Genomic DNA, 25,608 nt, shown 5'->3' on the forward strand with positions numbered 1-25,608 from the left:
TCAACCTGCCTTGGTCGTGTAAGTGCACGCGCTGCCGCCGGTAGAGGGCCTGTCGGCCATCTGTTCCAGCCGCACTGTTGCGTCTTTCAGCAGCTCAGGGCTGTGCTCTGAGGTTTCCTGCAACACCCTCAGCATCCAGTCATTGAGTAGCGGGTGCAGCCGGTAAAACACCCACTGCCCCTGGCGCCGATCCAGTAGCAGGCCGCTTTTACGCAGCTGTGCCAGGTGGCGGGAGATTTTGGGCTGGGACTGTTCCAGTGCGGCGGTCAGCTCACAGACGCATAGCTCGCCGTTTTGCAGAATCAGCAGCAGGCTGGTGAGACGGACTTCGTCCGCCAGTGCCTTGTAAAAATCCACCGCGGTCAGCGATGTGGAGAGGGTGCTGCCTGCCTTGCTGTTGACCTCGATAAACAGCTTGATCCGCTGCTGGATCGCCTGCAGGGTCTTGATATACGCCTTGGGATCCTTGCTTTCGCGGGGATCGTCGTAATCCCAGTTCATCACCACGCCGTGTCCCGGCCAGTTCTGGCACTCCTGCTGCGCCCTGCTGCACAGGGTGATGATGTAGTCGAAATGCTCGCCGGCGAAGCTGTCTATCGCCTTGGATTCCAGCCCGACCGGTTCCACACCATAGCTGCGCAGCGCCTCCAGTGCACCGGGGGCGATCTCATCCGGCGCGGTTCCGGCACTGAACACATCGAAACGCTCACCTGCCTGATCCCGCAGCAGCGCCTCGGCGATCTGCGAGCGGGCCGAGTTGGCGGTACAAAGAAAAAGCACACGGGGTTTCATTCGGGCCTGTCCGTTCGGTTATCCATACGATTAATTGTATATGTCTTGATGTATATATGGAAATTCATATATGACTGGTATTGTCTGTTTTTATCGGTTTATTGACCGGGCTCAGCGGAGTTCAGTGTCCCGGTTCAGGTGTGCGGTCCTGTTCTCAGCAGAGCTGTGCTCGTTGGAGATGCAGCAGGGGGGCAGAAAGTCGCCGACGCCGAAATAGCCACTATCTTTAGGGGAAAGAAAAGGCAAACGCGGGAGTCGGGCTATGACACCTGATCAGTTTTTGGCAACGCTGGCACAGCAGGGCGACGAGCTCAGGCAGCAGGGGCTGTACAAGCAGGAGCGCCGGATCACCTCGCCCCAGTCGGTGGATATTGTCCTGGAGAACGGGCATACCCTCATCAACTTCTGCGCCAACAACTACCTTGGGCTGGCTGACCATCCGGCGTTAATCGAAGCGGCGAAACAGGGCCTGGATCAGCACGGCTTCGGTATGGCTTCGGTGCGCTTTATCTGCGGCACCCAGGATATCCACAAGCAGCTTGAAGCGCGCCTGGCCGGGTTTCTCGGTATGGAGGATGCGATTCTTTACTCCTCCTGTTTCGATGCCAACGGCGGTCTGTTCGAGACGCTGCTGGGCGAGGAGGACGCGGTGATCAGCGATGCGCTGAATCACGCCAGCATCATCGATGGCGTGCGGCTCAGCAAGGCGCGGCGCTGCCGTTATGCCAACAGCGATATGGCCGAACTGGAGCAGCAGTTGAAGGATACGCAGGAGTGCCGGATGCGACTGATCGCCACCGATGGTGTGTTTTCCATGGATGGCTCCATCGCCAACCTGCCGGCGATTTGCGATCTGGCCGAACGCTACGACGCCATGGTGATGGTGGATGACTCCCACGCCGTGGGTTTTGTCGGTGAGCAGGGGCGGGGCACGCCGGAGTTTCACGGCGTGATGGATCGGGTCGATATACTCACCGGCACGTTCGGTAAGGCGCTGGGTGGCGCTTCCGGGGGCTATACGGCGGCGCGGCGCGAGATCATCGACTGGCTGCGGCAGCGTTCGCGCCCCTATCTGTTCTCCAACTCTCTCGCTCCGCCCATCGTCCAGGCAACCCTGGCCTCACTGGAACTGGTGGAAAAGCATGGCACCGAGCTGCGCGAGCGTCTGGCTGAAAACAGCGCCTATTTCCGTCACGAAATGCAAAGTGCCGGTTTTACGCTGGTGCCCGGGCAGCATCCGATTATCCCGGTAATGATCGGCGATGCTACGCTGGCGGGACAGATGGCCGAGCGGTTGCTGGCCGAAGATATTTATGTAATCGGCTTTTCCTACCCGGTGGTGCCTATGGGGCAGGCGCGTATACGCACCCAGATGTCCGCCGCACACACCCTTGTTCAGCTGGAACGTGCGGTGGAAGCGTTCGGCCGTATAGGTCGAGAGCTGGGCATTATCTGAAGGGAGGATCTGATGCGTGCATTGGCAAAGCTCCACCCAAAAGAGGGGATCTGGCTGCACACCACGCAGCGGCCGAAGCTGGGTCACAACGACCTGCTGATCAAGATCCACAAAACGGCGATCTGCGGCACCGACGTGCATATCTACAACTGGGATGAGTGGGCGCAGCAGACCATCCCGCTGGGGATGACGGTGGGTCATGAATATGTCGGTGAGGTGGTCGATATCGGTTCCGAAGTGGAAGGGTTCAGCGTCGGAGACCGGGTCTCCGGTGAGGGGCATATCACCTGTGGTCACTGCCGCAACTGTAGAGCTGGTCGGCGCCACCTGTGCCGCAACGCCGTCGGTGTCGGCGTCAACCGACCCGGGGCGTTTGCCGAGTACCTGGTGATTCCGGCGATCAATGCGTTTCGGATACCGGAGAATATCTCGGACGATCTGGCATCGATCTTCGACCCCTACGGCAACGCACTGCACACGGCGCTGTCGTTCGACCTGGTCGGTGAAGACGTGTTGATCACCGGGGCGGGACCCATCGGCATTATGGCGGCTGCCATTGCACGCCATGTGGGCGCCCGTCATGTGGTGCTGACCGACGTGAATCCCTACCGGCTGGCGCTGGGGCGGCGCATGGGCGTTATCCACACCGTCAACGTGGCCGAGCAGTCGCTGACAGATAAGATGGCTGAGCTGGAGATGAGTGAAGGCTTCGATGTTGGGCTTGAGATGTCCGGCGCGGAGTCGGCGTTTCGCAGCCTGCTGGAGACCATGAACCATGGCGGCAAGGTGGCGATGCTTGGTATCCCCACCGGCGAGATGGCGATCGACTGGACCCAAGTGATCTTCAAGGGGCTGATCATCAAGGGGATCTACGGCCGCGAAATGTTCGAGACCTGGTACAAGATGGCCTCGGTGATCCAGTCGGGCCTGAATCTGACGCCGATCATCACCCACCGTTTTCCGATCGAGGAGTTCCAGCAGGGGTTTGATGTCATGCGCTCGGGCGAGGCTGGCAAGGTGATTCTGGAGTGGGACTAGGGGCTGGCCCTGCGGCTGTCAGGAGCGATGCCCGGAGATGAAAAAAAGCCCGCACTCCTTGCGGAGGCGGGCCCTGAAAAAGGACATCCCTGTGTAGTGCACGTCCTGTGCGGCGCGTAGTGGTCCCGTTACGCGCCTTGACCTCTATCTTCTAGGTTCAGGCGCCGATAACGCCGCCGTCCTGGCGACGCACAACCATGATGGTTGAGCGCGGCTTGCTGTTGCCGCCGGCCGGGAAGTGAGACGGTGCCAGGTCTTCACCCGGGTGCTGCACGCCGATGAACACACAGCGCTGATCTGGAGAGAACGCCAGGCCGGTGATCTCGCAGGCGATCGGGCCGGTTGCGAAGCGGCGGATCTCGCCGCTCTGTGGGTCGGCGCAGAGCATCTGGTTGTTACCCATACCGGCGAATTCGCCTTCGTTGGAGTACTTGCCGTCGGTCTGGATCCACATGCGGCCGGCATCGTCGAAGCCGAGGCCATCCGGGCTGTTGAACATGTTGTCGGCGTTGATGTTGCTGCTGCCCTGGTACAGGCCTTCAGCGACGGTGGGGTTGCCGGCGATTGCGAACAGATCCCAGTCAAAGCGGGCACCGGTATGGTCACCACCGCGCGGCCACCAGCGGACGATCTGGCCGTAGTTGTTCTTGGCACGCGGGTTCGGGCCGCCCACCGGCTGATGCTTGCCTTCGACGCCGCGGTTCTTGTTGTTGGTCAGGGTGCAGAAGACGGTGTTGCCGTCCGGGTGTACCGCAACCCACTCCGGGCGGTCCATGGTGGTAGCGCCTACCTGGGTGGCAGCCTCACGGGCGAAGATCATCACTTCAGCCTGGCTGTTGAAGCCGTTTTCGGCGCTCAGGCCGTTCTTGCCGTGGCTCAGTTCCAGCCATTCACCCTGGCCTTTCAGTTCACCATCGGCGGCGTTGAATTTCGCCACGTACAGGGTGCCATCTTCGAGCAGATCACGGTTGGCTGCCTGGTTGTCCGGGTTGTAGGTGTTCCTGGAGACGAACTTGTACAGATGCTCGCCACGCTCGTCGTCACCGAGGTAGACCACTACATGGCCGCTGTTGTCGACGGTGACGGCAGCGTTCTCATGCTTGAAACGGCCCAGTGCGGTGCGCTTCTTCGGTGTGGAGGTCGGGTCCATCGGATCGATTTCGACGACCCAGCCGAAACGGTGAGGTTCGTTCGGGTGCTTGGACAGGTCGAAGCGCTCGTCCTGGGTAAACCACTGGTAGCTGCTTTTTTCCTTCAGACCGTAGCGTTTTTCACGAGCCGGCAGGTCAATTGCACCGGTGGCACCGAAGTAGCCGTGGAAATTCTCTTCACAGGTCAGGTAAGTGCCCCAGGGGGTCTGGCCGTTAGCGCAGTTGTTGAACGTACCCAGCGCCTTGCGTCCGGTGCTGTCGGCAGCGGTTTTCAGCAGCTCGTGGCCGGCCGCCGGACCGGTCAGTTCCATCGGTGTGTAGGCGGTGATGCGGCGGTTCAGCTGCGCGCCTTTTTGCACCTGCCACTGGCCTTTAGCGTTACGCTTGATCTCGAAAATGGAGACACCATGAGCGGCCTGTGACTTCTTTACTTCATCAGCGGTCAGTGCCTGTTTGCCCTGATGCGCGAACAGGTATTCGTAGTTGGTGTATTCGTTGTTCACCGCCAGCACCGCGTGATCAGCGCTCAGCGGGAACAGGCTCATGCCATCGGTGTTGTCACCGAACTGGCCAGCCTGGGCGTTGGCATCCTGCATGCCGGATTCGTCGAACTCCGGTGCGCCCGCCAGAATCGGATCGCCCCAGGAGATCAGCGGCTCGGCCACGTAGCCAGCAGGTACCACGAAGGTGTCTGCAGTACTGGCCGGTACCGCGTTAAAGCCGATCATTTTGCTCTCGGTAGCGGCAGCAACGGCCTTGGCCAGCGGGGACGCTGCCAGGAAAAGACTCATTGCAGTGGCGCTACCTTTGAGGAAGCCACGACGGTTCAGGCCTTTCTGTACCATGCGGTCAAAATCGCTGTGCTCCAGCTCGATACGATCTTCATCCTCAAGCATGTCGTGATGGCTCATGTTCAATTCCTTTCTGATTAGCTACCCGAAAACAGATGCGCATTTTTTATCAGCGGTTTATGACACCAATAAGAAAGCGACATAAAAAACCCGGTATCTGCGTGGGGCAGTACCGGGCTGTTTGACGCAGGAGTTACCGCTTAGCTGCCGATAACGCCGCCATCCTTGCGACGCACCGCCATGATGGTGGAGCGCGGTTTGCTATTGCCACCCGTCGGGAAATGCGCGGTCGGGTGCTGGACACCGATGAAGACCGTGCGGTAGTCAGGTGCGAAGCTCAGACCGGTGATCTCGCAGCCGACCGGGCCGGTAGCGAAGCGGCGGATCTCGCCGGTGCTCGGGTCGCCACAGAGCATCTGGTTGTTGCCCTGTCCTTCGTAAATGCCCGCGTTGGAGAAGTTGCCGTCGGTCTGAATCCAGAGGCGACCAGCGGCATCAAAGCCCAGGCCATCCGGGCTGTTGAACATGTTGTCCGCATTGATGTTGCTGCTGCCATTATAAGCAAAGTTTTCGTCGGTCAGTGCAACGGTCGGGTTACCTGCGGCCACGAAGAAGTTCCATTCGAAACCTGTAGCCGTGTGGTCTCCGTTGTTCGGCCACCAGTGGATGATATGGCCGTAATTGTTGACCGGACGCGGGTTGGCATCGTTGAGCGGCTGTGCGTCATTGGTGCCACGACGGGAGTTGTTGGTCAGGGTGCAGTAGGTGTCCTGGCCATTCGGGTGCACGGCGATCCATTCCGGACGGTCCATGGTGGTAGCGCCGACCACGTCGGCAGCAGCACGTGCGTAAACCAGTACTTCTGCCTGGCTGTTGAAGCCGTTGGCTGCGTTCAGGCCGTTCTTGCCGTAGCTCAACTCAATCCACTCACCGGTACCGTTGCCGTTCAGGTCATCGTTGAAGCGGGCGACATACAGGGTACCGTCTTCAAGCAGGTCAGAGTTGGAACTGGTGCTGTCCGGGTTGTACTTGCCGCGGGAAACAAACTTGTAGATATGTTCGCCGCGCTCGTCATCGCCCATGTAGACGACCACATGACCGCTTTCGTCGATGACAACGGCAGCGTTTTCATGCTTGAAGCGGCCCATGGCGGTGCGCTTTTTCGGCGTGGAGGTCGGATCCATCGGGTCGATCTCGACGATCCAGCCGAAACGGTTCGGTTCGTTGCGCTGCTTGGACAGGTCGAAACGGTCGTCCTGAGAGCCCCACTGGTAACCCCAGTCGCTCAGGCCCAGGCCGTAATGAGCTTCACGCTCGGTCAGCTCAAGAGTGTCGTCGCTGGAGCTGAAGTAACCGTTGAAGTTCTCTTCGCAGGTCAGGTAGGTACCCCAGGGCGTCTGGCCGTTGGCGCAGTTGTTACAGGTGCCGAGCACCCTGCGGCCGGAGGAATCCGCTTCTGTTTTGACCAGGTCGTCGCCGGCAACCGGGCCGGTCAGCTCCATCGGTGTATAAGCGGTGATACGACGGTTGTAATCGGACAGGCGAACATAGCGCCAGATACCCTTGGCATTCCGGCGTACCTCGAAGATGGACACACCGTGAGCAGCCTGGGACTTGCGCACTTCATCGGCTGTGAGCGGCTGTTCCGCGCCGTGTTCGAACAGGAACTCGTTATTGGTGTACTCGTTGTTAACCGCCAGTAGCCCCCGGTCGCCGCGGTCATTCAGCGGGAAGAAGCTCATGCCGTCGGTGTTATCACCAAACTGGCCTTCCTGGGCGTGAGAGCCCTGTTTGCCGGACGGGTTGAATGCAGCTGCACCGCGCAGCAGGGGATCACCCCAGGAGATCATCGGCTCGGCAATGTAACCTTCCGGGACAACAAAGGTATCCGCCGTGCTGGTCGGTACTGCTGTGAAGCCCAGCAGGGGCGCGGGAGTTGCGTCAGCCACCGCTTTTGCCAGCGGATTGGCGGCCAGGAACAGGCCCATGGCGGTCAGGCTGCTGCCCTGCATGAAACCGCGACGGCTCATTGCTTTCTGCACGATGCTGTCGAACTGAGTCTGTTCGATCTCCGGATGATCTTCGTTATAGCGATCGTTCTGAGTCATTGTTCTGTCCTGAATACTTGGAAGCGGGAGTGCTTTGACGCAGGACTAAGTAGCAGCCGCTTATGACAGAAAGGCTAAGGGGCGATGACGTTTTATGTAAGCGCTTGTTTTACCTCAATAGAGAGTTGTTTAAATTTTTATGTCTGCCAAGAGCATTTAGTAACAGGAAATAAAAATTCTCCTCAGGGTTTATGTTTCTCCGCCTTCCACGTAGATTGAAATGATCGTAAACGGACAGTCCAGGAGGCTTGAATGACAGCTCGGCTCTTTATCGATGGTCAGTGGGTGGCGCCGGCCAGTGGCGAGACGTTTGAGGTGATCGATCCGGGTAACGGCAAGCCTTTTGCCGAGGTGGCCCGGGCCGGTGCGGCGGATGTGGATCTGGCGGTCAAGGCGGCACGCAAAGCGTTTGATGAGGGCCCCTGGCCAAGGCTGAGTTTTGCCGAGCGTGGTGCGGTGCTCCGCAAGATGGCGGCTCTGATTAATGAGCGGATCGATGAGCTGGCCGAGCTGGAAGTGCGCGATAACGGCAAGCCGCTGCCGGAGGCGCGCTGGGATATCGAGGATGTGGCCGGCTGTTTCGAGTATTACGCCGATACGGCGGAGGGCTTCGCCTCTGAGCAGAGTCAGCCGGTGACAGTGGGCGATGACAACTTCAGTTCCCGGGTGCGCAAGGAGCCGCTGGGTGTGGTCGGCGCCATCGTGCCCTGGAACTTCCCGATGCTGATGGCGGCCTGGAAGGTCGCGCCGGCGCTGGCGGCCGGTTGCACGGTGGTGCTCAAACCCTCGGAAGTCACGCCGATGACGGCGCTGGTGTATGGCGAAATCGCCGAGGCGGCGGGCCTGCCGGCCGGTGCCCTGAATATACTTACCGGCTTTGGTCCTGAGGTAGGCGCGCCGTTGAGCGAACATCCGCTGGTGGATAAAGTCGCTTTTACCGGCTCGGTGCCCACCGGCAGCAAAATCATGCAGGCCGCCGCCCAGGATGTGAAAACCATTTCCCTGGAGCTGGGTGGCAAGTCGCCGTTTATTGTCTTTGCCGACAGCGATCTGGAAGCGGCGGTGGAGTGGATCATGTTCGGCATCTTCTGGAACCAGGGCGAAGTCTGCTCGGCCACATCGCGGGTTCTGGTGGAGCGGGATATGTACGAACCCTTGCTGGCGCGGTTGTCCGAAGAGTGCGCCAAGCTGAAGATCGGCTACGGCATGGACGAGGATGTGCTGCTGGGCGCCATCGTCAACGAGGCGCAGCATCGTAAGATCCTCGATGCCATCGAAAAGGGCAAAGCCAGCGATGCTCGTTTGGTTTATGGCGGGAAAGTGCCGGAGTACCCGTCTGAGGGCTACTACATCGAACCGACAATTTTTGCCGATGTTCCCACCGACAGTTTCATCTGGAAAGAGGAGATCTTCGGCCCGGTGGTCTGCATCAACCCCTTCGACAGCGAAGAGGAAGCGCTGCGCGAAGCTAACGACAGTGAGTTCGGCCTGGGTGCGGCGGTGATGTCGAAGGACCTGGAACGCTGCGACCGGGTGGCGGAAGGGCTGCGCGCCGGTATCGTCTGGATCAACTGTTCACAGCCTACTTTTATCGAGGTGCCCTGGGGCGGCTACAAGCGCTCCGGGATCGGCCGCGAGCTGGGTCGCTGGGGCTTCGAGGCGTACCTTGAAACCAAGCAGATCACCAGCTATCACGGCGGCCCCTGGGGCTGGTATATCAAGGGTTAAATCTGCTTTTCCCACCTTACTTGGCGAACAGCGACTCGATGTGCTTGAACGCCTTGATCTCGATGGCGTTGTCGGAGGGATCGAGGAAGAACATTGTGGCCTGTTCGCCCACTTCTCCCTTGAAGCGGATATAGGGTTCGATGACGAACTTTGTGCCCGCGGCCACCAGACGGTCCGCCAGCGCCTGCCATTCATCCATCGGCAGCACGATGCCGAAGTGCTTGGCAGGCACCTTATGGTTATCCACATTGCTCAATGCCTCGCAGCCACACTCCTCCGGCGCCACGTGGGCAACGATCTGGTGGCCGTAGAAATTGAAATCGCACCATTTCCCCGGCGCGCAGCGACCCTCGCTACAGCCCAAAACCTCGCCGTAGAAACGTCGAGCTTGCTCCAGATCCCGTACCGGAAACGCCAGATGAAACGGGTGAATCGCCTGACTCATTGCGGACTCCTTGCTGGTCTAAACTTAGTCCCAAGTTTAGCGCGGTGTGTGGGTGTGTTCTCGATTCTTTATATAAGTGCTGTCTAATTTTTGATCGTCAGACTCTTGAACCCGGAAAAAACACCCTCATTTAATGAGGTAACAGAAACACCGGAGTCCTCCGGCGCAGATGGTTTCAGAAGGAGATTCTATGCGTCCCGATAAATTCACTTCCAAACTCCAGGAAGCCCTGGCCGATGCCCAGTCACTGGCGATCGGCAAAGACCACAACATGATTGAACCTATCCACCTGCTGGCTGCCTTTCTTGAGCAGCGCGGTGGTTCCGTACGTCCGCTACTGAAGCAGGCTGGCGCCGAGACCGGTGCGCTGGCACGTAAGGTGGGCGAGGCGATCGACCGCCTGCCGGTGGTCTCCAGCCCAGATGGCGAGATCCGCCTGTCCCAGAACATGGCGCGCCTGTTCAACCTCACCGACAAGCTGGCGCAGAAGCGCGGTGACCAGTTCGTTGCCAGCGAGCTGGTGCTGCTGGCAATGCTGGAAGACAAGGGCGATGCCAGCAAGGTACTGAAAGAATCCGGCGTGACCCGAGAGTCGCTGCAGGCGGCTATCGAGAATGTCCGCGGCGGTGAAGCAGTGACCGATCCCAACGCCGAGGAAACCCGCCAGGCGCTGGATAAGTACTGCGTCGATATGACCGAGCGGGCCGAGTCCGGCAAGCTTGATCCGGTGATCGGCCGTGACGAAGAGATCCGCCGCACTATCCAGGTGCTGCAGCGCCGTACCAAGAACAACCCTGTACTGATTGGTGAGCCCGGCGTGGGTAAAACCGCCATCGTTGAAGGGCTGGCGCAGCGTATCGTCAACGGTGAGGTGCCGGAAGGCCTGAAGCACAAGCGCGTGCTGGCGCTGGATATGGGCTCGCTGATCGCCGGTGCCAAGTTCCGTGGTGAGTTCGAGGAGCGCCTCAAGGGCGTGCTTAACGAGCTGGCGAAGCAGGAAGGCCAGATCATCCTGTTTATTGACGAGCTGCATACCATGGTCGGCGCCGGTAAGGGCGAGGGCGCCATGGATGCGGGTAACATGCTCAAACCTGCGCTGGCGCGCGGCGAGCTGCACTGTGTCGGCGCCACCACCCTGGATGAATACCGCCAGTATGTGGAAAAAGACGCCGCACTGGAGCGCCGCTTCCAGAAGGTGATCGTCGATGAGCCCTCCGAAGAGGACACCATCGCGATTCTGCGTGGCCTGAAAGAGCGCTATGAAGTGCACCACGCTGTAACTATTACCGATCCGGCGATCATCGCGGCAGCCAAACTGAGCCAGCGCTATATCACCGACCGTCAGCTGCCGGACAAGGCGATCGACCTGATCGACGAGGCTGCTTCCCGCATCCGCATGGAGATGGACTCCAAGCCGGAAGAGATGGACCGTCTCGACCGCCGCCTGATCCAGTTGAAGATGGAACGCGAAGCGCTGAAGAAAGAGAAGGACGAGGCCTCCCGCAAGCGCCTTGGCGAGCTGGAAGAACATATCGGCGAACTTGAAAAAGAGTACTCCGATTTCGAAGAGATCTGGAAAGCGGAGAAAGCCACCCTGCAGGGCGCTGCCCAGGTGAAAGAGCAGCTTGACCAGGCTCGTGTCGAGATGGAACAGGCGCGTCGTGCCGGTGATCTCGGCAAGATGTCCGAGCTGCAGTACGGCAAGATCCCCGAACTGGAAAAACAGCTTGAGGCGGCCGACAGTGCCGAGAAAGGCCAGGCGGAAACCACGCTGCTGCGTAACAAGGTGACCGAAGAGGAGGTGGCCGAGGTCGTCTCCCGCTGGACCGGTATTCCAGTAGCCAAAATGCTGGAAGGCGAGCGTGAAAAACTGCTGCGCATGGAAGATGCGCTGCACCAGCGCGTTGTCGGTCAGGAGGAAGCGATCACCGCCGTGTCCAACGCGGTACGCCGCTCCCGCGCCGGTCTTGCCGATCCGAACCGGCCGAACGGTTCCTTCCTGTTCCTCGGCCCCACCGGTGTGGGTAAAACCGAGCTGTGTAAGGCGCTGGCCAGCTTCCTGTTCGATACCGAAGAGGCGATGGTACGCATCGATATGTCGGAGTTCATGGAGAAGCACTCCGTGGCTCGCCTGATCGGTGCGCCTCCGGGCTATGTCGGTTACGAAGAGGGCGGTTACCTGACCGAAGCGGTGCGTCGCAAACCGTACTCAGTGCTGCTGCTCGACGAGGTGGAAAAGGCGCATCCTGATGTGTTCAACATCCTGCTGCAGGTGCTGGAAGATGGCCGCCTGACCGATGGTCAGGGCCGTACCGTGGACTTCCGCAACACCATCGTGGTCATGACCTCCAACCTGGGTTCGGATCTGATCCAGAACTTCACCGAGGATGATGACTACAGCCTGATGAAGAACGCTGTGATGGAGGCGGTAGGTACTCACTTCCGTCCGGAAGTGATCAACCGTATCGACGAGGTGGTGGTTTTCCACAGCCTGCGCAAGAGCCAGGTGGCGGGTATTGCCAACATCCAGCTGGAGCGCCTGCGCAAGCGTCTGGCCGAGCGCGATCTGACCCTGAGCCTGACCAGCACCGCCATGGACAAGCTGGTCGAGGTGGGCTTCGAGCCGATCTACGGCGCGCGTCCGCTCAAGCGTGCGATCCAGCAGTGGATCGAGAACCCGCTGGCGCAGAAGATCCTCTCCGGCGATTACGCGCCGGGCAGCGAAGTCGGCGTAGATGTGGAAGCCGGGGAGTTCGTGTTCCGCTAATCTCCCCTGCTACCGAATCAGGCTGTAGTAGCCTGGAAGATAAAGAGCCCGCCGAGCGATCGGCGGGCTCTTTATGTTTGTCGCGCGGTTAAAACAACTTACCCAGCAATCCCTTCGCCATATCGCCCATCGCCAGGGCGCCATCTTCGCTGTTGCTGTCGATCAGCTCAGGGATCATCTCGGCCAGACCCTCGGCGGCGGTGTCCTGCCCCAGGCCCAGGTTGCCGGCAAACTCGGCTACCTGATCGCTGCCAAGCAATTCCAGTATGGAGGCCGGGGAGATGGAGGCGTTATCGCCGCCACCAAGCCAGGAGCTGGCAAGGCTGGCCAGCCCTGCGCCGTTCTCGGTAAACATAGAGACCAGTGCGCCCAGGTCGAGTTCGCCGCCCTCAGTGGGAAGCAGGTTCTGCAGGGCGGATACAACGCCGCCCTGCTCCAGTTGCTCGCCGCTGCTGCCGAGCTTGCTGATAAACAGCTGCGCCGCCAGGTTGATCAGGCTCATACCGCACCTCGAATGCTTGAGTTTATTTGCAAAGGAGAGGCCCGGGGAAGGACACCCCGGGCCTTGGGGGAGGATCAGAGTTTCGCCACTTCGTCGTCGAAATAGCTGGCCGCCGCATCGGTGAACTCAAAGGTTTCACGAATATATTTCAGAGTCGCCATCTCTGTTTCGGTTACACCCTGGCCGTCACTGGCCGACTTCAGTAGGTCCGCTGCTTCGTCCTTGGAAATCTTGCCTTCACCACGACCTGTGGTGTGGGCTTTTGCCAGCTCAAGCAGCTCTTTTTCGTACTTGTTTCCATCAATGGTTACATAAGCCATCGTTTCGTCCCTTTCTGAGTAGGTCAAAGATGTCATGCGAAAAATGGTGTGTGTTTCGGTGCCGGTTCCGGTGGCACCCTTTTGACTTTAGACCAGCCTGATCAAAGCGGTATTACGCGACTGCAAAAAAGTAAAAAACAGCGGTTTTGTCAGCGGCGCTGGGACAGTTGCGGCGTGACAAGCGCCCGGAACTCGGACAGTATTGGCTTGCCACTCTCAGGGTGGGTTCCTCAGGGACAGACTTTGTCGGGGAACACAGACATGGGCGCTCAAGGAGATCAAGATGAGTGAGCTTTACTCCGCAAATCCGGTGATGTTCAAGAACAATCCGCTCGGGTTCATTCTTTCTATCCTGTTAATTCCGGCCTTTGGTATCGGTATTATCATTCTGTTGTATTGGTATCTTCAGACCAAGGCGTCCAAGCTGTCGGTTACCGAGCACGATATTCTTTATGAGAAAGGCTTGCTGAGTAAGGAACGATCGGAGGTCGGTATCTCCGGTGTGCGTACGGTTACCGTCAAGCAGTCGTTCTTTAATCGCATCTTCGGTGTGGGGGCGATCGAGATATTCACAGCCGGTGATGATCCGGAAATTTCCGTGAAGGGCCTGCCCGATCCGAACAGGGTGCGGGAACTGATCAAGGCCCGTCAGAACGGTGGGTGATTGCGATGGTTGGCGAAACCGATAACAAGGACAAGAACGAATCCCGCAAGATCGCGATAGTCCTGATCTCGCTGTTGCTGCTGGTGGGTGTGGCGATCCTGCTGATGCTACCGGCGCTGGCGGATATTATCGCCGTGCATTTTGAACCGGGCCTGGGGCTGAAAACCTCTGCGGTGATCTCCTTCTTTGTCACGGTGGTGACGCTGCTGGTATTTGCCTTTGCCTCCGGCGATGGCCTGCTGGGTGAGCTCCAGTTCATGCTGGTCGGGTTCTTCGCGTTTTTCCTTATTTTCTGGCTGATGATCGCCTGGATCTTTTAAGCGGCGATGCCTGATCCACCAGGAAGCGGCCACCGGAAACGGGGTCGCTTTTTTAATGCCACTGTTGCCGCAGCTGGCGCAATCTACCATTAGCGACCATGCTTGACGGAGCCTGCCGGCGGGCTTCTCTGGCACCGGTATCCATGGAAGCGACGCACCTGCCTATCGCCTTTCCAAGAAAAATAAGAGGGTTCTCCAATGATCCGTTCTGGTTTACCCGCTCCCGGCCTGGTGCCGGTGGCCCTTGCACTTGCAGTGGCTCTTCTCGCCGGTTGCGCCACATCCTCCAAAGACGCAGAGATGAGTGGCACCTTTGAAGGGCCGCCGGTGGCGATCGGCCAGGGCCAGGCCTGGACCTTCGTGACCTTGGACGAGCAGGGTAAGGCCCAAACTTTGGGCATCCGTCTCAGCGAAGAAGCTCTCTCTGGGCTGCCCGCTGATGTGCCGCCAAGCGGTGCCTGGGAATATGACCTGCAGCTGCCGGCCGAGGCGGCAGCACTGGGTTACGATCATGTGACCCTGGACTGGAACCCGCATGGCCACATTCCCGAGGGGGTATACGACAGCCCACACTTTGACTTCCATTTTTATGCCATCGACCACTCGGCGCGTGACGAAATCACACTGGACGCTGCCAGCCTGGAGCGGGCGCGCAAGGCTCCGGAGACAGACTATATGCCCGAAGGCTATGCCCTGCCGCCCGGCACGGAAGTGCCGAAAATGGGTGCCCACGCCATCGATCCTTCCAGCAGCGAGTTCAATGGCGAGCCGTTCACCAAGACCTTTATCTACGGCTTTTATGACGGCAAGGTGATCTTCGTTGAGCCGATGATGACGCTGGACTACCTGGCGTCCCGACCGGACGAGTCGATACCGGTGAAACAGCCTGCAGCCTATGAAAAGGGCTTTGCCTATCCGACAAGCTACGGCATCCGTTTTGACAAGATGGGCAAACGCTATGAGGTGACGCTGGAGGGGCTGGCCCGGCGCTGAACGTTGGGGTCTACCTGCCAGGAGCGCATTAAAGGAGCAAAAAGGCCTGTCGGTTTCCCGGCAGGCCTTGTTTTATCTGCAGCGGCTTAGCAGTGCATACAAATCAGCCGCGATGCGCCAGGAACCAGCGCGTACCGAAGGTACCTACCACAAACGCCGCAAACACCGTCAGAATATCGCTGTTGGCGAAGCTCAGGGAGGTGATCATCGGGCCCGGGCAGTAGCCGGCGATCCCCCAGCCGACACCGAAAATAATGCCACCGAAGACGATACGCTTGTCGATCTGCACCTTTTTCGGCAGCTGGAAAAATTCCGCCAGCAGTGGTTTGCCGCGCTTCAGGATAAACGGCGTCAGCAGCGCGTTGACTGCGAGGCCGCCGGCCATCACAAACGCCAGCGAGGGGTCCCAGGTACCGGTCAGGTCGAGGAAATTAAGCACCTTGGCCGGGTCGATCATCTGTGCGACCGCCAGACCGAATCCAAACAGTGTACCGGCAACCAGTGCCGCGATCAGGCGTAGACTGTTGCTCATGCGCCAACCCCCAGCAGATGACGAACCACAAACACGGTGAGGATTGCGCTGCCCATGAAGCAGAGCGTGGCGACCAGTGAACGGGGGCTGCGACGGGCCAGACCACAGATACCATGGCCACTGGTACAGCCGGTGCCGATCTGGGTGCCGATGCCGACCAGCAGCCCGCCCAGAATCAGCAGCGGTTTGCTGACCATCGCCTGAATCTGCTCGACGCCCACACCAAACCCCAGCCACTGGTAGATAAAGCCACCCAGCACCAGGCCAAGTACAAACAGGATGCGCCAGTTAATATCACTGGTCTGTTCCGGGTAGATGATGCCTCCTGCAATACCTGAAATGCCCGCAACGCGTCCCTTTGCAAGCAACAGAAATGCGGCCGAAAGACCGATCAGTGCGCCGCCGATCAGGGCTGGCACTGGAGTGAAGTTAACGATTGTCATGAGTCCCGTAGACCTTTAACTGAGAGGTGTAACTGAGGTCTGGGATTATCCTTCCCCGGCGGAATAAACGCAAAGATCTTAATTAGTTATATCTTAATTACTATAAGTTAGTTAATTTTTATATTTTGTTGCTCTAATATGCGCGGCTCAAATATGCATCAACTGTTTAAAAAAGAGCCAAAATGACTCCCAAGACCCGCACCGCCCTGACTCTCGCACTCGCCGCTTTCCCATTGGCAGCCCAGGCTACCAACGGCTATTTCATGCACGGCAGCAGCGTGAAAGCACAGGGTATGGCCGGCGTCAGCTTTGCATTGGCTCACGACAGCATCAAGGCCGCCAGTAACCCGGCTTCACTGATTGCGCTGGGGAGCCAGTACGATCTGGGCCTGACCTACTTCAAGCCGGAACGTAGCGCTGATATCAGTGGTAATGACCTGGGCAACGGATACAGCCTGGATGGCCACTACAATGGCAACGGCGAGCGCGATTTCTGGCTGCCCGAAGGCGGCTTTTCGCACATGTATTCCGACCGTATTGCCTACGGCCTGGCGTTCTACGCCAACGGTGGTATGAATACCTCCTACGATGTGGCTCCGATGGTATTCGGTTCAGGCGAGGCGGGTGTCGATCTGTCTCAGGCGTTTCTGACCGGCTCCGTCGCCTACAAGCTCAATGAGACAAACAGCCTGGGTCTGGGCGTGACCTACGTTTACCAGCGCTTTGAGGCCAAAGGTATTCAGAATTTCGCGGGCATGAGCAGCGACAGTGGTGCCGTCAGCAACAATGGCCACGACAGCAGTAATGGCTGGGGGCTGAAGCTGGGCTGGCAGGGCCAGGTGACCGATGCACTGACACTGGGCGCGAGCTGGTCATCCCGTGTTCACATGGACGAGTTCAACCGTTACAGCGGACTGTTCGCCGAGCAGGGCGGTTTCGACGTGCCGGAAAGTTACGGTCTGGGCTTCGCCTGGCAGATCAACCCGCAGTGGACCCTGGCCGGTGACTGGGAGCGTATCGAATACAGCGAAGTGCGCTCGGTAGGGAATTCACTCTCCCTGAACGCGCCGCTGGGTGCCGATAACGGTGCCGGTTTTGGCTGGGACGATATCGATGTCTACAAGCTGGGCGTGATCTATGCGGCAAGCCCGCGCCTGACCCTGCGCGCGGGTGTCAGCCACGCGGAACAGCCGATCCCGGCCAGCCAGACCTTCCTGAATATTCTCGCGCCGGGCGTGATTCAGGACCATGTCAGTATTGGGGCGAGCTGGGACATCAGCTCCGAACAGAGCGTCACCGTTTCCTATACCCACGCGCTCGAGGAAACCGTGAAGGGTAAGCATTCAATCCCCGCCAACTTCGGTGGTGGTGATGCAGATCTGACCATGTCCCAGGATATCGTAGGCCTGGCCTGGCAGTACCGTTACTGATCCATTTATTCGCAGGGGGCGGCTCCGCCCCCTGTCTGTATCCGGGGCTTGCACGTTTCAGCTGCAAAGCGCGCAAGCCCGGCAGCTGTTTTCCCGCCTGTATCAACACCCTGTTTAACTTCGGAGATCGCTTGCCGGCGAGCCTCCGTGGTTTGACCAACTCCCGTTTAGCTGTCTATAACGAATTTAGTCCGGCAAAAAAATCAATGCTGGTAGGCAGTTATCATCATGTTCAGTACCAGCCTGGTTATCGTCACCCTGACGTTGTACATGGCGTTCCTGTTTATCGCGGCGCAGGTGGCCGAGAAACGCCCGGTCGGCAGGTCTGTTTTCACTCCGTATGTCTACGCGCTTTCCCTGACTGTTTACTTCACCTCCTGGGGCTTCTACGGCAATGTCGGCTTTGCTGCCGAGTCAGGGCTGCTCTATCTCGGCACGGAGATCGGCTCGGTTCTGGCTATTATCTTCTGGTGGTACACCATCAAGCGTATCGTCAGAGTCAAAGAGCGCTACCGCATCACCAACATCGCTGATTTTATCTCGGCACGTTACAACCGCTCCCAGACGGTTGCTGCGTTGGTCACTCTGACTGCCCTGTGCGGCGTCGTTCCCTATATCGCACTGCAGCTTAAGGCGATTGTTGCCACTATCAGCATTGTTCTGCCGCTACCTGAAGAGGACTGGTCAGGCATGGGGCTGATCATGATGCTGGCGATGGTGCTGTTTACCGTCTTGTTTGGAGCCCGGCGCCTGGACCCGACCGAACGTCATCCGGGGGTTCTTGTGGTACTGGCTCTGCAGGGGCTGGTCAAACTCGGCGCTATCCTGGCGATAGGCATTTTTATCACCTATGTCCAGTACGATGGCTTTGGCGCTCTTTTTGATCGCATCGAGGCGGCGGGCCTGGATCACCTGACCTCGGCCAGCAACCCCACGGGGTCTCTCACGGCTGAGTGGATGGCGTTGATCATTCTGGGGATGGTCGCCGTTCAATGTCTGCCGCGGCAGTTTCATCTGCTGGTGGTGGAGAACTCTCATGAGCGCGATATAGTGAAGGCGGTCTGGCTGTTCCTGATCTATTACCTGGTTTTTGACCTGTTCGTGATACCGATCGCGGCCGCCGGCCTGCTCCAGGGGCTGCCACCGGAGCAGGCCGACGAGTTTGTTTTGCTCCTGCCCCATATCGCCGGTGAATCCTGGTTGACGCTGCTGGTGTTCATAGGCGGCTTCTCCGCGGCAAGCGGCATGATCATCATCAGCACCATGACCCTGTCGACCATGCTGACAAACCACCTGATGCTGCCCGTTATCGAAGAGGTGCGCGCGTTTAACTTTCTTCGCCACTACCTGTTGCAGCTGCGCTGGCTGCTGATCGCGCTGATCATCTTCTGCAGCTACCTGGTCGCCTGGATTTTCAGTGACAGCTATATGCTTATTGCGATGGGAACCTTTGCTTTTGTGGCGGTTATACAGTTTGCCCCGCCGATGTTTGGCGGCATCTTCTGGCGTCGTGCCAATCGTTATGGCGCTGTTGCCGGGCTTCTGGCCGGTCTGCTGACCTGGTTCTACACACTGGTGATTCCGGCGCTTGTCCGGCAGGGGTGGGGGGCTGATGAGATATTGATCTATGGACCCTGGCAGATCAGCTGGCTGAAGCCGGAGGCACTGTTGGAGATCGATACGCTGTCGCCACTGAGCCATAGCGTTTTCTGGTCGCTGGGGCTTAACCTGCTGTTCTTTATCGCCGGATCCTGGCTTCACTCCCCGGGCAAGGAAGAGCGTATGCAGCTGGTGGAGTTCTTCCGCGCCCTGGCGGGCGGCGGTCAGATTCATTCAGGCCGTCCCGCGGGGCTGGAAGCCTATATTCCCTTCCCGGAGAGGCGCAGAGAGGCGGTCCGGCTGCTTGGCCGTTATCTGCCGGAGCACAAGGCCGCCTATGAGGTCGATCAGATTGTGAGTCTGCTGCAGGGGCAGGAGAAGGACAGTATCACCATTATCGAACTGGTCGAGTTTCACCGGTTGCTTGAAGCGCGGCTCTCCGGTGCCATTGGGGCGGCCAGCGCTCACCGGGTGGTCGAGTGTTGTGTTGGCTACAGTGATCGTGAAAAACGTGATCTTAAAGCGCTTTACAGCCACATCCTCACTGAGCTTGGGAGTTCGGAAGCCGCGGACAGAGCCGCAAGACAGGCCAGTGAAGGAGGCGGTGAGTACAGTTTTATCAGTGAGTTACAGGAGCGGATCGAACTGCAGAAAAAGGAGATTGAGAAGCACAGGGCCGAACTTGCCAGCCTGAAAAGTAAATTCGAGCAGTGTGATGCGGAGCTTTTCGAGCAGCGTGTCGCAAACCAGAGGCTGATTCAGGAGCTCAAGGATATCCACAAGCAGATCGATGGCGACCGTTAAATCCCCAATAGACGGGCATCCATCGGCGCCAGGATTCATTACCGCGTGTCATGCGATTAACCGCGGACACTCAAGACGAAGAGTCCAAAAATCTGGATAATAGCGTCCTTCAACGCCAGCCCCGCTGCAATCCACCCAATCCGGTACACCATCCATGGAAATCAAGGTCAACTTCCTCGACAACCTCCGCCTGGAAGCCAAGTTTGATGACTTCACCGTCATCGCCGATCAGCCGATCCGTTACAAGGGCGATGGCTCCGCACCGGGTCCGTTTGATTACTTCCTGGCTTCTTCCGCCATGTGCGCGGCGTATTTCGTCAAGGTGTACTGCAACGCGCGGGATATTCCGACCGAAAATATCCGCCTGTCGCAGAACAATATCGTCGACCCGAATGACCGCTATAACCAGATCTTCAAGATCCAGGTGGAGCTGCCGGAGGATATCTCCGACAAGGACCGCCAGGGGATTATCCGTTCCATCGATCGCTGCACGGTGAAAAAGGTGGTGCAAACCGGGCCGGAGTTTCAGATTGAGGTGGTGGAAAACCTCGACGAGGACGCCCAGGCGCTGCTGATCGGCCAGAGTGAAGGGGGGGAGGCGACCTGGATCGAGGGCAAGGATCTGCCGCTGGAGCAGACCATCGCCAATATGACCGGCATCCTTCAGGATCTGGGGATGAAGATCGAGATCGCCTCCTGGCGCAATATCGTGCCCCATGTCTGGTCCCTGCATATCCGCGATGCGGCTTCTCCTATGTGTTTTACCAACGGCAAGGGCGCCACCAAGGAGAGCGCGCTCTGCTCGGCACTGGGTGAGTTTATCGAGCGCTTGAGCTGCAACTTCTTCTATAACGATCAGTTCTTCGGCGAGGAGATCGCCAACGCCGAGTTCGTACACTACCCGAACGAGAAGTGGTTCCAGCCCGGCCCCAATGACGAGCTGCCGGCGGAGATTCTCGATGAGCACTGCCTGGAGATCTATAACCCGGAAGGGGAGCTGTTCGGCTCCAACCTGATCGATACCAATTCCGGGCGCATCGATCGCGGTATCTGCTCACTGCCGTTCGTGCGCCAGTCCGATGGCGAGACGGTTTACTTTCCGTCCAACCTGATCGAGAACCTGTTTCTCAGCAACGGCATGAGCGCCGGCAACACCCTGTACGAAGCTGAGGTGCAGTGTCTGTCGGAGATCTTCGAGCGGGCGGTGAAGCGCGAAATCCTGGAGCAGGAGCTGGCGCTGCCGGACGTACCCGCCGAAGTGCTGGCGAAATATCCCGGTATTGTCGAGGGTATCGAAGCGCTGGAGGCCCAGGGCTTCCCGGTACTGGTGAAGGACGCCTCTCTCGGCGGCCAGTTCCCGGTGGCCTGCGTCACCCTGATGAACCCGCGCACCGGCGGTGTGTTCGCCTCTTTCGGTGCGCACCCGAGCTTCCATGTGGCGCTGGAGCGCAGCCTCACCGAGCTGCTGCAGGGGCGTAGCTTTGAAGGTTTGAACGATGTGCCACCGCCGACATTCAACTCCATGGCGGTGACCGAGCCGAACAACTTCGTCGAGCACTTTATCGATTCCACCGGTGTGGTCTCCTGGCGCTTCTTCAGCGCCAAAGCCGATTTCGAGTTCTGTGAATGGGACTTTACCGGAGATAAAGAGTCTGGAGATAAAGAGTCGGGCGATAACGAGCATGAAACCGCCATCCTGTACGGGATCCTCGAATCCCTCGGCAAGGAGGCCTACATGGCTACCTTCGAAGAGCTGGGCGCGCCGGCCTGCCGTATTCTGGTGCCGGGTTTCTCCGAGGTCTATCCGGTGGAGGATCTGGTCTGGGACAACACCAACAAGGCGCTGGATTACCGCGAGGATATCCTCAATCTGCACCGCCTGGACGATGATGCTCTGGCGGACCTGGTGGAGCGCCTGGAAGAGAGTCAGCTGGATAACTATACCGATATCAAAACCCTGATCGGCATCGAGTTTGATGAAAACACCGTCTGGGGTCAGCTCACTATTCTTGAACTGAAGCTGCTGATCTACCTGGCGCTTGAGCGCCATGACGAAGCGCTGGAGCTGGTTGAAGCCTTCCTGCAGTACAACGACAACACCGTCGAGCGCGGCCTGTTCTACCAGGCGGTTAACGCGGTGCTGGAGATCGTGCTGGACGATGAGCTTGAACTGGATGACTTCCTGCCCAACCTGAGCCGGATGTTCGGTGAGGAGACTATGGCTGCGGTTGTCGGCTCGGTCGGTGGTGAAGTGCGCTTCCACGGTCTGACACCGACCAGCATGAAACTGGAAGGACTGGACCGTCACCTGCGCCTGATTGAAAGCTACAAGAAGCTGCACGCAGCGCGGGCCGGCAGCTAGTACCGCTGCAAGCGGTGCGCTCCCCGCAGGGAATAGAGCGCGTCGATTGCACCCCTAGGGAAGCTATGATTAAGTCTATAGCGTCTCAGCGTGGCATGATGTGCCCAGATACAAGGCGAGTTTTGCAGCCAATGGCCGTAGCCCTTGGCAAAAAGCTCAACGCAGTAGATGGGTGCTTCATGCCGCGCCCTTCGGGGCTTACAGGCTGGTCCACTCTCTGCGTTGGACTTTTTTGCCGTAGCGACACTACGCCTGCAAAAGCCCGCCTTGATAGTGAACCAGCCTGTAAGCCTGAGATGCCATGAACTTGTTCATAGCTTCCCTAGGCTGTGAATCGAGCAAAGAAAAGGCCCAGCTCCCCAAGGAGCTGGGCCTTTTTCGTTCCTGCCGGTTTAACCGGCAGGTGGCTTTTTCGCACAGTGACTTAGCCGGTGACCTTGCGTTCTGCATGCCATTGAGCCAGGGCTTTGCTGGCACTCTGTGACAGCGGCAGTTCCAGGGCGGCGAACAGATCAGCGCGTCGGGTACCCATATCTTCGAGGATCGCATCCTCCAGGTCGAGGAGTTTTACCAGCGTTCTGCGATGTTTCCACTCTGCAAATCGCAGGGAAAACGCCTGCTGAAAGCGGCTGAACGGACTTTGGGACTGGGTATCGAACGGATGTTGTAAACCGCTCGCACTGATATTCAGGTCGAATGTGGACATTTGAGAGGCCTTTCTATAAATAATTGGCGATATTTTATGTATATCGCTTTATATGCAGCTATTAGTGCTGCTTTATGGATCTGTATGCGGTGGATGATCCCGGTTTTTATAGGCAATATCAAAGTATAAAAAATATCCATTTGATGAAGTTTTATTCATCTATCCTGACCGATCGGTTAGTTATTGAGGTGCGCCTTTGGGCTGGCAGTCTTATGCTTTACGCAACGAGGAATTTGAGCCAAGGCAGAGAGGTACGTCATGAAAGGGGTTGCACTGGTGACTGGCGGCAGCAGGGGGATCGGTGCTGCGACAGCTAAGCTGCTGGCCCGCCAGGGATACGCGGTCGGCGTCAACTACCGGTTGCGGGCGGAATCTGCCGCCAGGGTGGTTGGAGAGATTGAGCAGAGCGGCGGTCGGGCCCTTGCAGTGCAGGCGGATGTGTCGATTGAAACCGAGGTGGTACGGCTGTTCGATGAGATCGAGCAGCGACTCGGTCCGGTGACCCACCTGGTGAACAATGCCGGTGCGCTGTTTACCCAATCGCGCCTGGTGGATATGGATCTGGAGCGCTTCAACCGGGTGATGCTGGCCAACACCACCAGCTGTTTTCTCTGTTGTCGCGAGGCCGCACGGCGGATGCAGCCCGGTGGTGCCATCGTTAACCTGTCCTCGATAGCGGCTCAACTGGGGGCTCCTTTCGAGTACGTGGACTACGCGGCCGCCAAGGGGGCGGTAAACTCGCTCACCAAAGGACTGGCCAAGGAGCTGGCGGCCGAGGGGATTCGCGTCAACGCGGTCAGCCCCGGGCTGATCTATACCGATATCCATGCCGATGGGGGCGAGCCGGGCCGGGTCGACCGCCTGGGGCCAACGCTGCCGATGCAAAGGGGTGGCACCGCGGAAGAGGTTGCCAACGCCATCGCCTGGCTGCTGTCGGACCAGGCGTCCTATGTTACCGGCGCCATTCTGGAGGTGGCAGGCGGGCGTTAGCGGCCCAGGCTTTATTCGCTGAACTTGTCCCAATAGGGGACTTCGCCGTAGTAACCATCGAGAAAATCGATAAAGTGGCGTACCTTGCTGGCCATCAGCTGCCGATGTGCATACACCGCGTAGAGACCCATAGGTTCCGGCTCGTATTCTTTAAGCAGCACTTGCAGCTTCCCCACCTTTATTGCCGGGCCGGCAATAAAGGTGGGCTGAACGGCAATACCGGCGCCTTCAATCGCCGCCTGGACCAGCACGTCGCCGTTGTTGCAGGCGATCTCACCCTTGGGTGAGTTTCCCTTTTCTCTCAGCCAGCGGTGCATCGGCAGGGTGGCATCGTTCTCCACATAGCTGTAACGCAGGTAGCGGTGTTCACTCAGCTCCTCAAGTGTTGTCGGAACACCGTGCTCCTTCAGATAGGCGGGCGAAGCAACCGTCACCAGTCGCACTGGCGCAATACGCTTGGCGATCAGAGAGGAACTGCGCAGGTGGCCGATGCGCAGAGCCACATCGAAGCCTTCTTCAACAATATCGACCTTGCGGTCGTTAAGCTGCAGGTCGATGCTGACGCCCGGGTTGTGTTTCTGGAACTCGCTCAATAGCGGTGCCACGTGGCGTGCGGCAAAGGAGACCGGCGCACTGACCCTGAGCCTTCCCTGGGCACTTTCGTGCATATCCCCCAGCTGATTTTCCATATCATCGATCTCATCGAGTATCTGCTGGGCGCCTTGCCAGTAGCGTGTGCCCGCTTCGGTGAGATGCACCCGGCGGGTTGTACGATTCAGCAGTCGCGTGCCGAGGTGCTGCTCCAGCTGGGAGACATATTTACTGACCAGCTGCGGCGACATCTCCAGCCGCTCGGCGGCGCGGGTGAAGCTACCCTCGCCGGCAACAGTGACGAAAGCGCGCATGGCATCGATACGGTCCATCTGGATCTCCTGAAAGCGGTGTTGCGATCTTATTATCAATATAGTGTTTATATTATCGCAATATTAGCTTGGTTAATCTGTCTTATTGATGATAGTAGACTGGCCTCATCACTTGAAGCGATGCGCTTCAGCGGCATCCAGTTAATTCCCTATGAGGTACAGATTCATGAACGCAACTCTTTCCAAAATCCTGTTCAACTCCACCGGCGGCTTTGGTTCTCTGGTACTGCGTGTGCCCACAGGCATCATCCTGGCCGCTCACGGTTCTCAGAAGCTCTTCGGTTGGTTCGGTGGTTACGGCCTGGAAGGCACCGGTCAGTGGCTGGCGAGCATCGGCCTGGAGCCGGGTTTCCTGATGGCGCTTCTGGCCGGTAGTGCCGAGTTCTTCGGCGGTATCGCGCTGGTGCTTGGTCTGCTGACCCGTCCGGCCGCTGTGGTCACCGCCTTTGCCATGCTGGTGGCGATCTTCAGTGTGCATATCGGTAACGGCCTGTTCATGTCCAACAACGGTTACGAGTTCGCGCTTTCCCTGTTTGCCATGACCGCTGCGCTGGCGATTCAGGGCGGCGGCCGCTTCTCCCTGGACAGCATGCTGAGCAAGCGTCTCTGGTGATAGCGGAGTAGTCCGGGCGGGGTGGCTCCAAAGCCCCCTGCGCCCTTTGGCAGAAATAACCGAGGAGGTAT

22 protein-coding genes are annotated in these 25,608 nt (G+C 58.5%); 12 read left to right on the forward strand and 10 right to left on the reverse strand.

Annotated features, from left to right (window positions below; all coding sequences use genetic code 11):
• Window positions 1-792, reverse strand: a complete 792-nt coding sequence (locus ACQUQP_RS04065) for a metalloregulator ArsR/SmtB family transcription factor (protein ID WP_432697533.1) — start codon at window positions 790-792, stop codon at window positions 1-3.
• A 262-nt stretch (window positions 793-1,054) separates the two neighbouring features.
• On the opposite strand from ACQUQP_RS04065, the gene ACQUQP_RS04070 reads away from it, so the two are divergent.
• Window positions 1,055-2,248, forward strand: a complete 1,194-nt coding sequence (locus ACQUQP_RS04070) for a glycine C-acetyltransferase (RefSeq protein ID WP_432697534.1) — start codon at window positions 1,055-1,057, stop codon at window positions 2,246-2,248.
• Window positions 2,249-2,260: 12 nt separating this feature from the next.
• Complete coding sequence (tdh, locus tag ACQUQP_RS04075) at window positions 2,261-3,286, forward strand: L-threonine 3-dehydrogenase (protein ID WP_432697535.1); 1,026 nt, start codon at window positions 2,261-2,263, stop codon at window positions 3,284-3,286.
• 157 nt (window positions 3,287-3,443) lie between these two features.
• On the opposite strand, the gene ACQUQP_RS04080 is transcribed toward tdh, so the two are convergent.
• Window positions 3,444-5,348: a PhoX family protein gene (locus ACQUQP_RS04080; protein ID WP_432697536.1), complete on the reverse strand. Its 1,905-nt coding sequence runs from the start codon at window positions 5,346-5,348 to the stop codon at window positions 3,444-3,446.
• Window positions 5,349-5,488: 140 nt separating this feature from the next.
• The gene (locus ACQUQP_RS04085) at window positions 5,489-7,396 is read right to left on the reverse strand and encodes a PhoX family protein (protein ID WP_432697537.1); all 1,908 of its coding nucleotides are present in this window, start codon (window positions 7,394-7,396) and stop codon (window positions 5,489-5,491) included.
• Between the two features lie 252 nt (window positions 7,397-7,648).
• Between ACQUQP_RS04085 and ACQUQP_RS04090 the strand changes: the two genes are divergently transcribed.
• Entirely contained in the window at window positions 7,649-9,124 is a 1,476-nt protein-coding gene (locus ACQUQP_RS04090; protein WP_432697538.1) for an aldehyde dehydrogenase family protein, read from the forward strand.
• 16 nt (window positions 9,125-9,140) lie between these two features.
• Here the strand turns inward: ACQUQP_RS04090 and ACQUQP_RS04095 are convergent, their stop codons facing one another.
• The gene (locus ACQUQP_RS04095; protein ID WP_432697539.1) at window positions 9,141-9,569 is read right to left on the reverse strand and encodes a VOC family protein; all 429 of its coding nucleotides are present in this window, start codon (window positions 9,567-9,569) and stop codon (window positions 9,141-9,143) included.
• Between the two features lie 190 nt (window positions 9,570-9,759).
• Between ACQUQP_RS04095 and clpB the strand changes: the two genes are divergently transcribed.
• Window positions 9,760-12,336, forward strand: coding sequence for an ATP-dependent chaperone ClpB (gene clpB / locus ACQUQP_RS04100; protein WP_432697540.1), 2,577 nt, complete (start codon window positions 9,760-9,762; stop codon window positions 12,334-12,336).
• Between the two features lie 88 nt (window positions 12,337-12,424).
• Here clpB and ACQUQP_RS04105 read toward each other — a convergent pair whose 3' ends face one another.
• Both ACQUQP_RS04105 and ACQUQP_RS04110 read right to left on the reverse strand, forming a co-directional pair.
• On the reverse strand, window positions 12,425-12,838 hold the full coding sequence (locus ACQUQP_RS04105; RefSeq protein WP_432697541.1) for a YidB family protein: 414 nt from the start codon (window positions 12,836-12,838) through the stop codon (window positions 12,425-12,427).
• A gap of 74 nt (window positions 12,839-12,912) precedes the next feature.
• The gene (locus tag ACQUQP_RS04110) at window positions 12,913-13,158 is read right to left on the reverse strand and encodes a hypothetical protein (protein ID WP_432697542.1); all 246 of its coding nucleotides are present in this window, start codon (window positions 13,156-13,158) and stop codon (window positions 12,913-12,915) included.
• 283 nt (window positions 13,159-13,441) lie between these two features.
• Between ACQUQP_RS04110 and ACQUQP_RS04115 the strand changes: the two genes are divergently transcribed.
• The 3 genes from ACQUQP_RS04115 to ACQUQP_RS04125 all read left to right on the forward strand — a co-directional run bounded on the left by ACQUQP_RS04115 (window position 13,442) and on the right by ACQUQP_RS04125 (window position 15,135).
• On the forward strand, window positions 13,442-13,822 hold the full coding sequence (locus ACQUQP_RS04115) for a PH domain-containing protein (protein WP_432697543.1): 381 nt from the start codon (window positions 13,442-13,444) through the stop codon (window positions 13,820-13,822).
• Window positions 13,823-13,827: 5 nt separating this feature from the next.
• Window positions 13,828-14,142, forward strand: coding sequence for a hypothetical protein (locus ACQUQP_RS04120; protein ID WP_432697544.1), 315 nt, complete (start codon window positions 13,828-13,830; stop codon window positions 14,140-14,142).
• 198 nt (window positions 14,143-14,340) lie between these two features.
• Complete coding sequence (locus ACQUQP_RS04125) at window positions 14,341-15,135, forward strand: DUF5602 domain-containing protein (RefSeq protein WP_432697545.1); 795 nt, start codon at window positions 14,341-14,343, stop codon at window positions 15,133-15,135.
• A 103-nt stretch (window positions 15,136-15,238) separates the two neighbouring features.
• On the opposite strand, the gene ACQUQP_RS04130 is transcribed toward ACQUQP_RS04125, so the two are convergent.
• Window positions 15,239-15,667, reverse strand: coding sequence for a DUF6691 family protein (locus ACQUQP_RS04130; RefSeq protein ID WP_432697546.1), 429 nt, complete (start codon window positions 15,665-15,667; stop codon window positions 15,239-15,241).
• The gene (locus tag ACQUQP_RS04135) at window positions 15,664-16,110 is read right to left on the reverse strand and encodes a YeeE/YedE family protein (protein WP_432697547.1); all 447 of its coding nucleotides are present in this window, start codon (window positions 16,108-16,110) and stop codon (window positions 15,664-15,666) included. The genes ACQUQP_RS04130 and ACQUQP_RS04135 overlap by 4 nt, the downstream gene beginning before the upstream one ends.
• A 182-nt stretch (window positions 16,111-16,292) precedes the next feature.
• Here ACQUQP_RS04135 and ACQUQP_RS04140 point away from each other — a divergent pair, with 182 nt between their 5' ends.
• From ACQUQP_RS04140 to ACQUQP_RS04150, 3 genes are all read left to right on the forward strand, one after another.
• On the forward strand, window positions 16,293-17,540 hold the full coding sequence (locus ACQUQP_RS04140) for an OmpP1/FadL family transporter (protein ID WP_432697548.1): 1,248 nt from the start codon (window positions 16,293-16,295) through the stop codon (window positions 17,538-17,540).
• A 228-nt stretch (window positions 17,541-17,768) separates the two neighbouring features.
• Window positions 17,769-19,943: a sodium:solute symporter family transporter gene (locus tag ACQUQP_RS04145; RefSeq protein WP_432697549.1), complete on the forward strand. Its 2,175-nt coding sequence runs from the start codon at window positions 17,769-17,771 to the stop codon at window positions 19,941-19,943.
• A gap of 154 nt (window positions 19,944-20,097) precedes the next feature.
• Entirely contained in the window at window positions 20,098-22,305 is a 2,208-nt protein-coding gene (locus tag ACQUQP_RS04150) for an OsmC domain/YcaO domain-containing protein (RefSeq protein WP_432697550.1), read from the forward strand.
• 424 nt (window positions 22,306-22,729) lie between these two features.
• Here the strand turns inward: ACQUQP_RS04150 and ACQUQP_RS04155 are convergent, their stop codons facing one another.
• Window positions 22,730-23,011 (reverse strand): hypothetical protein, encoded by a 282-nt coding sequence (locus ACQUQP_RS04155; RefSeq protein WP_432697551.1) that lies wholly within the window; start codon window positions 23,009-23,011, stop codon window positions 22,730-22,732.
• 258 nt (window positions 23,012-23,269) lie between these two features.
• Here ACQUQP_RS04155 and ACQUQP_RS04160 point away from each other — a divergent pair, with 258 nt between their 5' ends.
• Window positions 23,270-24,001 (forward strand): SDR family oxidoreductase, encoded by a 732-nt coding sequence (locus tag ACQUQP_RS04160; protein ID WP_432697552.1) that lies wholly within the window; start codon window positions 23,270-23,272, stop codon window positions 23,999-24,001.
• Window positions 24,002-24,012: 11 nt separating this feature from the next.
• On the opposite strand, the gene ACQUQP_RS04165 is transcribed toward ACQUQP_RS04160, so the two are convergent.
• The gene (locus ACQUQP_RS04165) at window positions 24,013-24,924 is read right to left on the reverse strand and encodes a LysR family transcriptional regulator (protein ID WP_432697553.1); all 912 of its coding nucleotides are present in this window, start codon (window positions 24,922-24,924) and stop codon (window positions 24,013-24,015) included.
• Window positions 24,925-25,090: 166 nt separating this feature from the next.
• On the opposite strand from ACQUQP_RS04165, the gene ACQUQP_RS04170 reads away from it, so the two are divergent.
• Window positions 25,091-25,537: a DoxX family protein gene (locus ACQUQP_RS04170; protein ID WP_432697554.1), complete on the forward strand. Its 447-nt coding sequence runs from the start codon at window positions 25,091-25,093 to the stop codon at window positions 25,535-25,537.
• Window positions 25,538-25,608 lie beyond the last annotated feature (71 nt).

Source organism: Marinobacterium sp. YM272, from assembly GCF_050908845.1.
In the GTDB taxonomy this organism is placed as follows: Bacteria; Pseudomonadota; Gammaproteobacteria; order Pseudomonadales; family Balneatricaceae; genus Marinobacterium_D.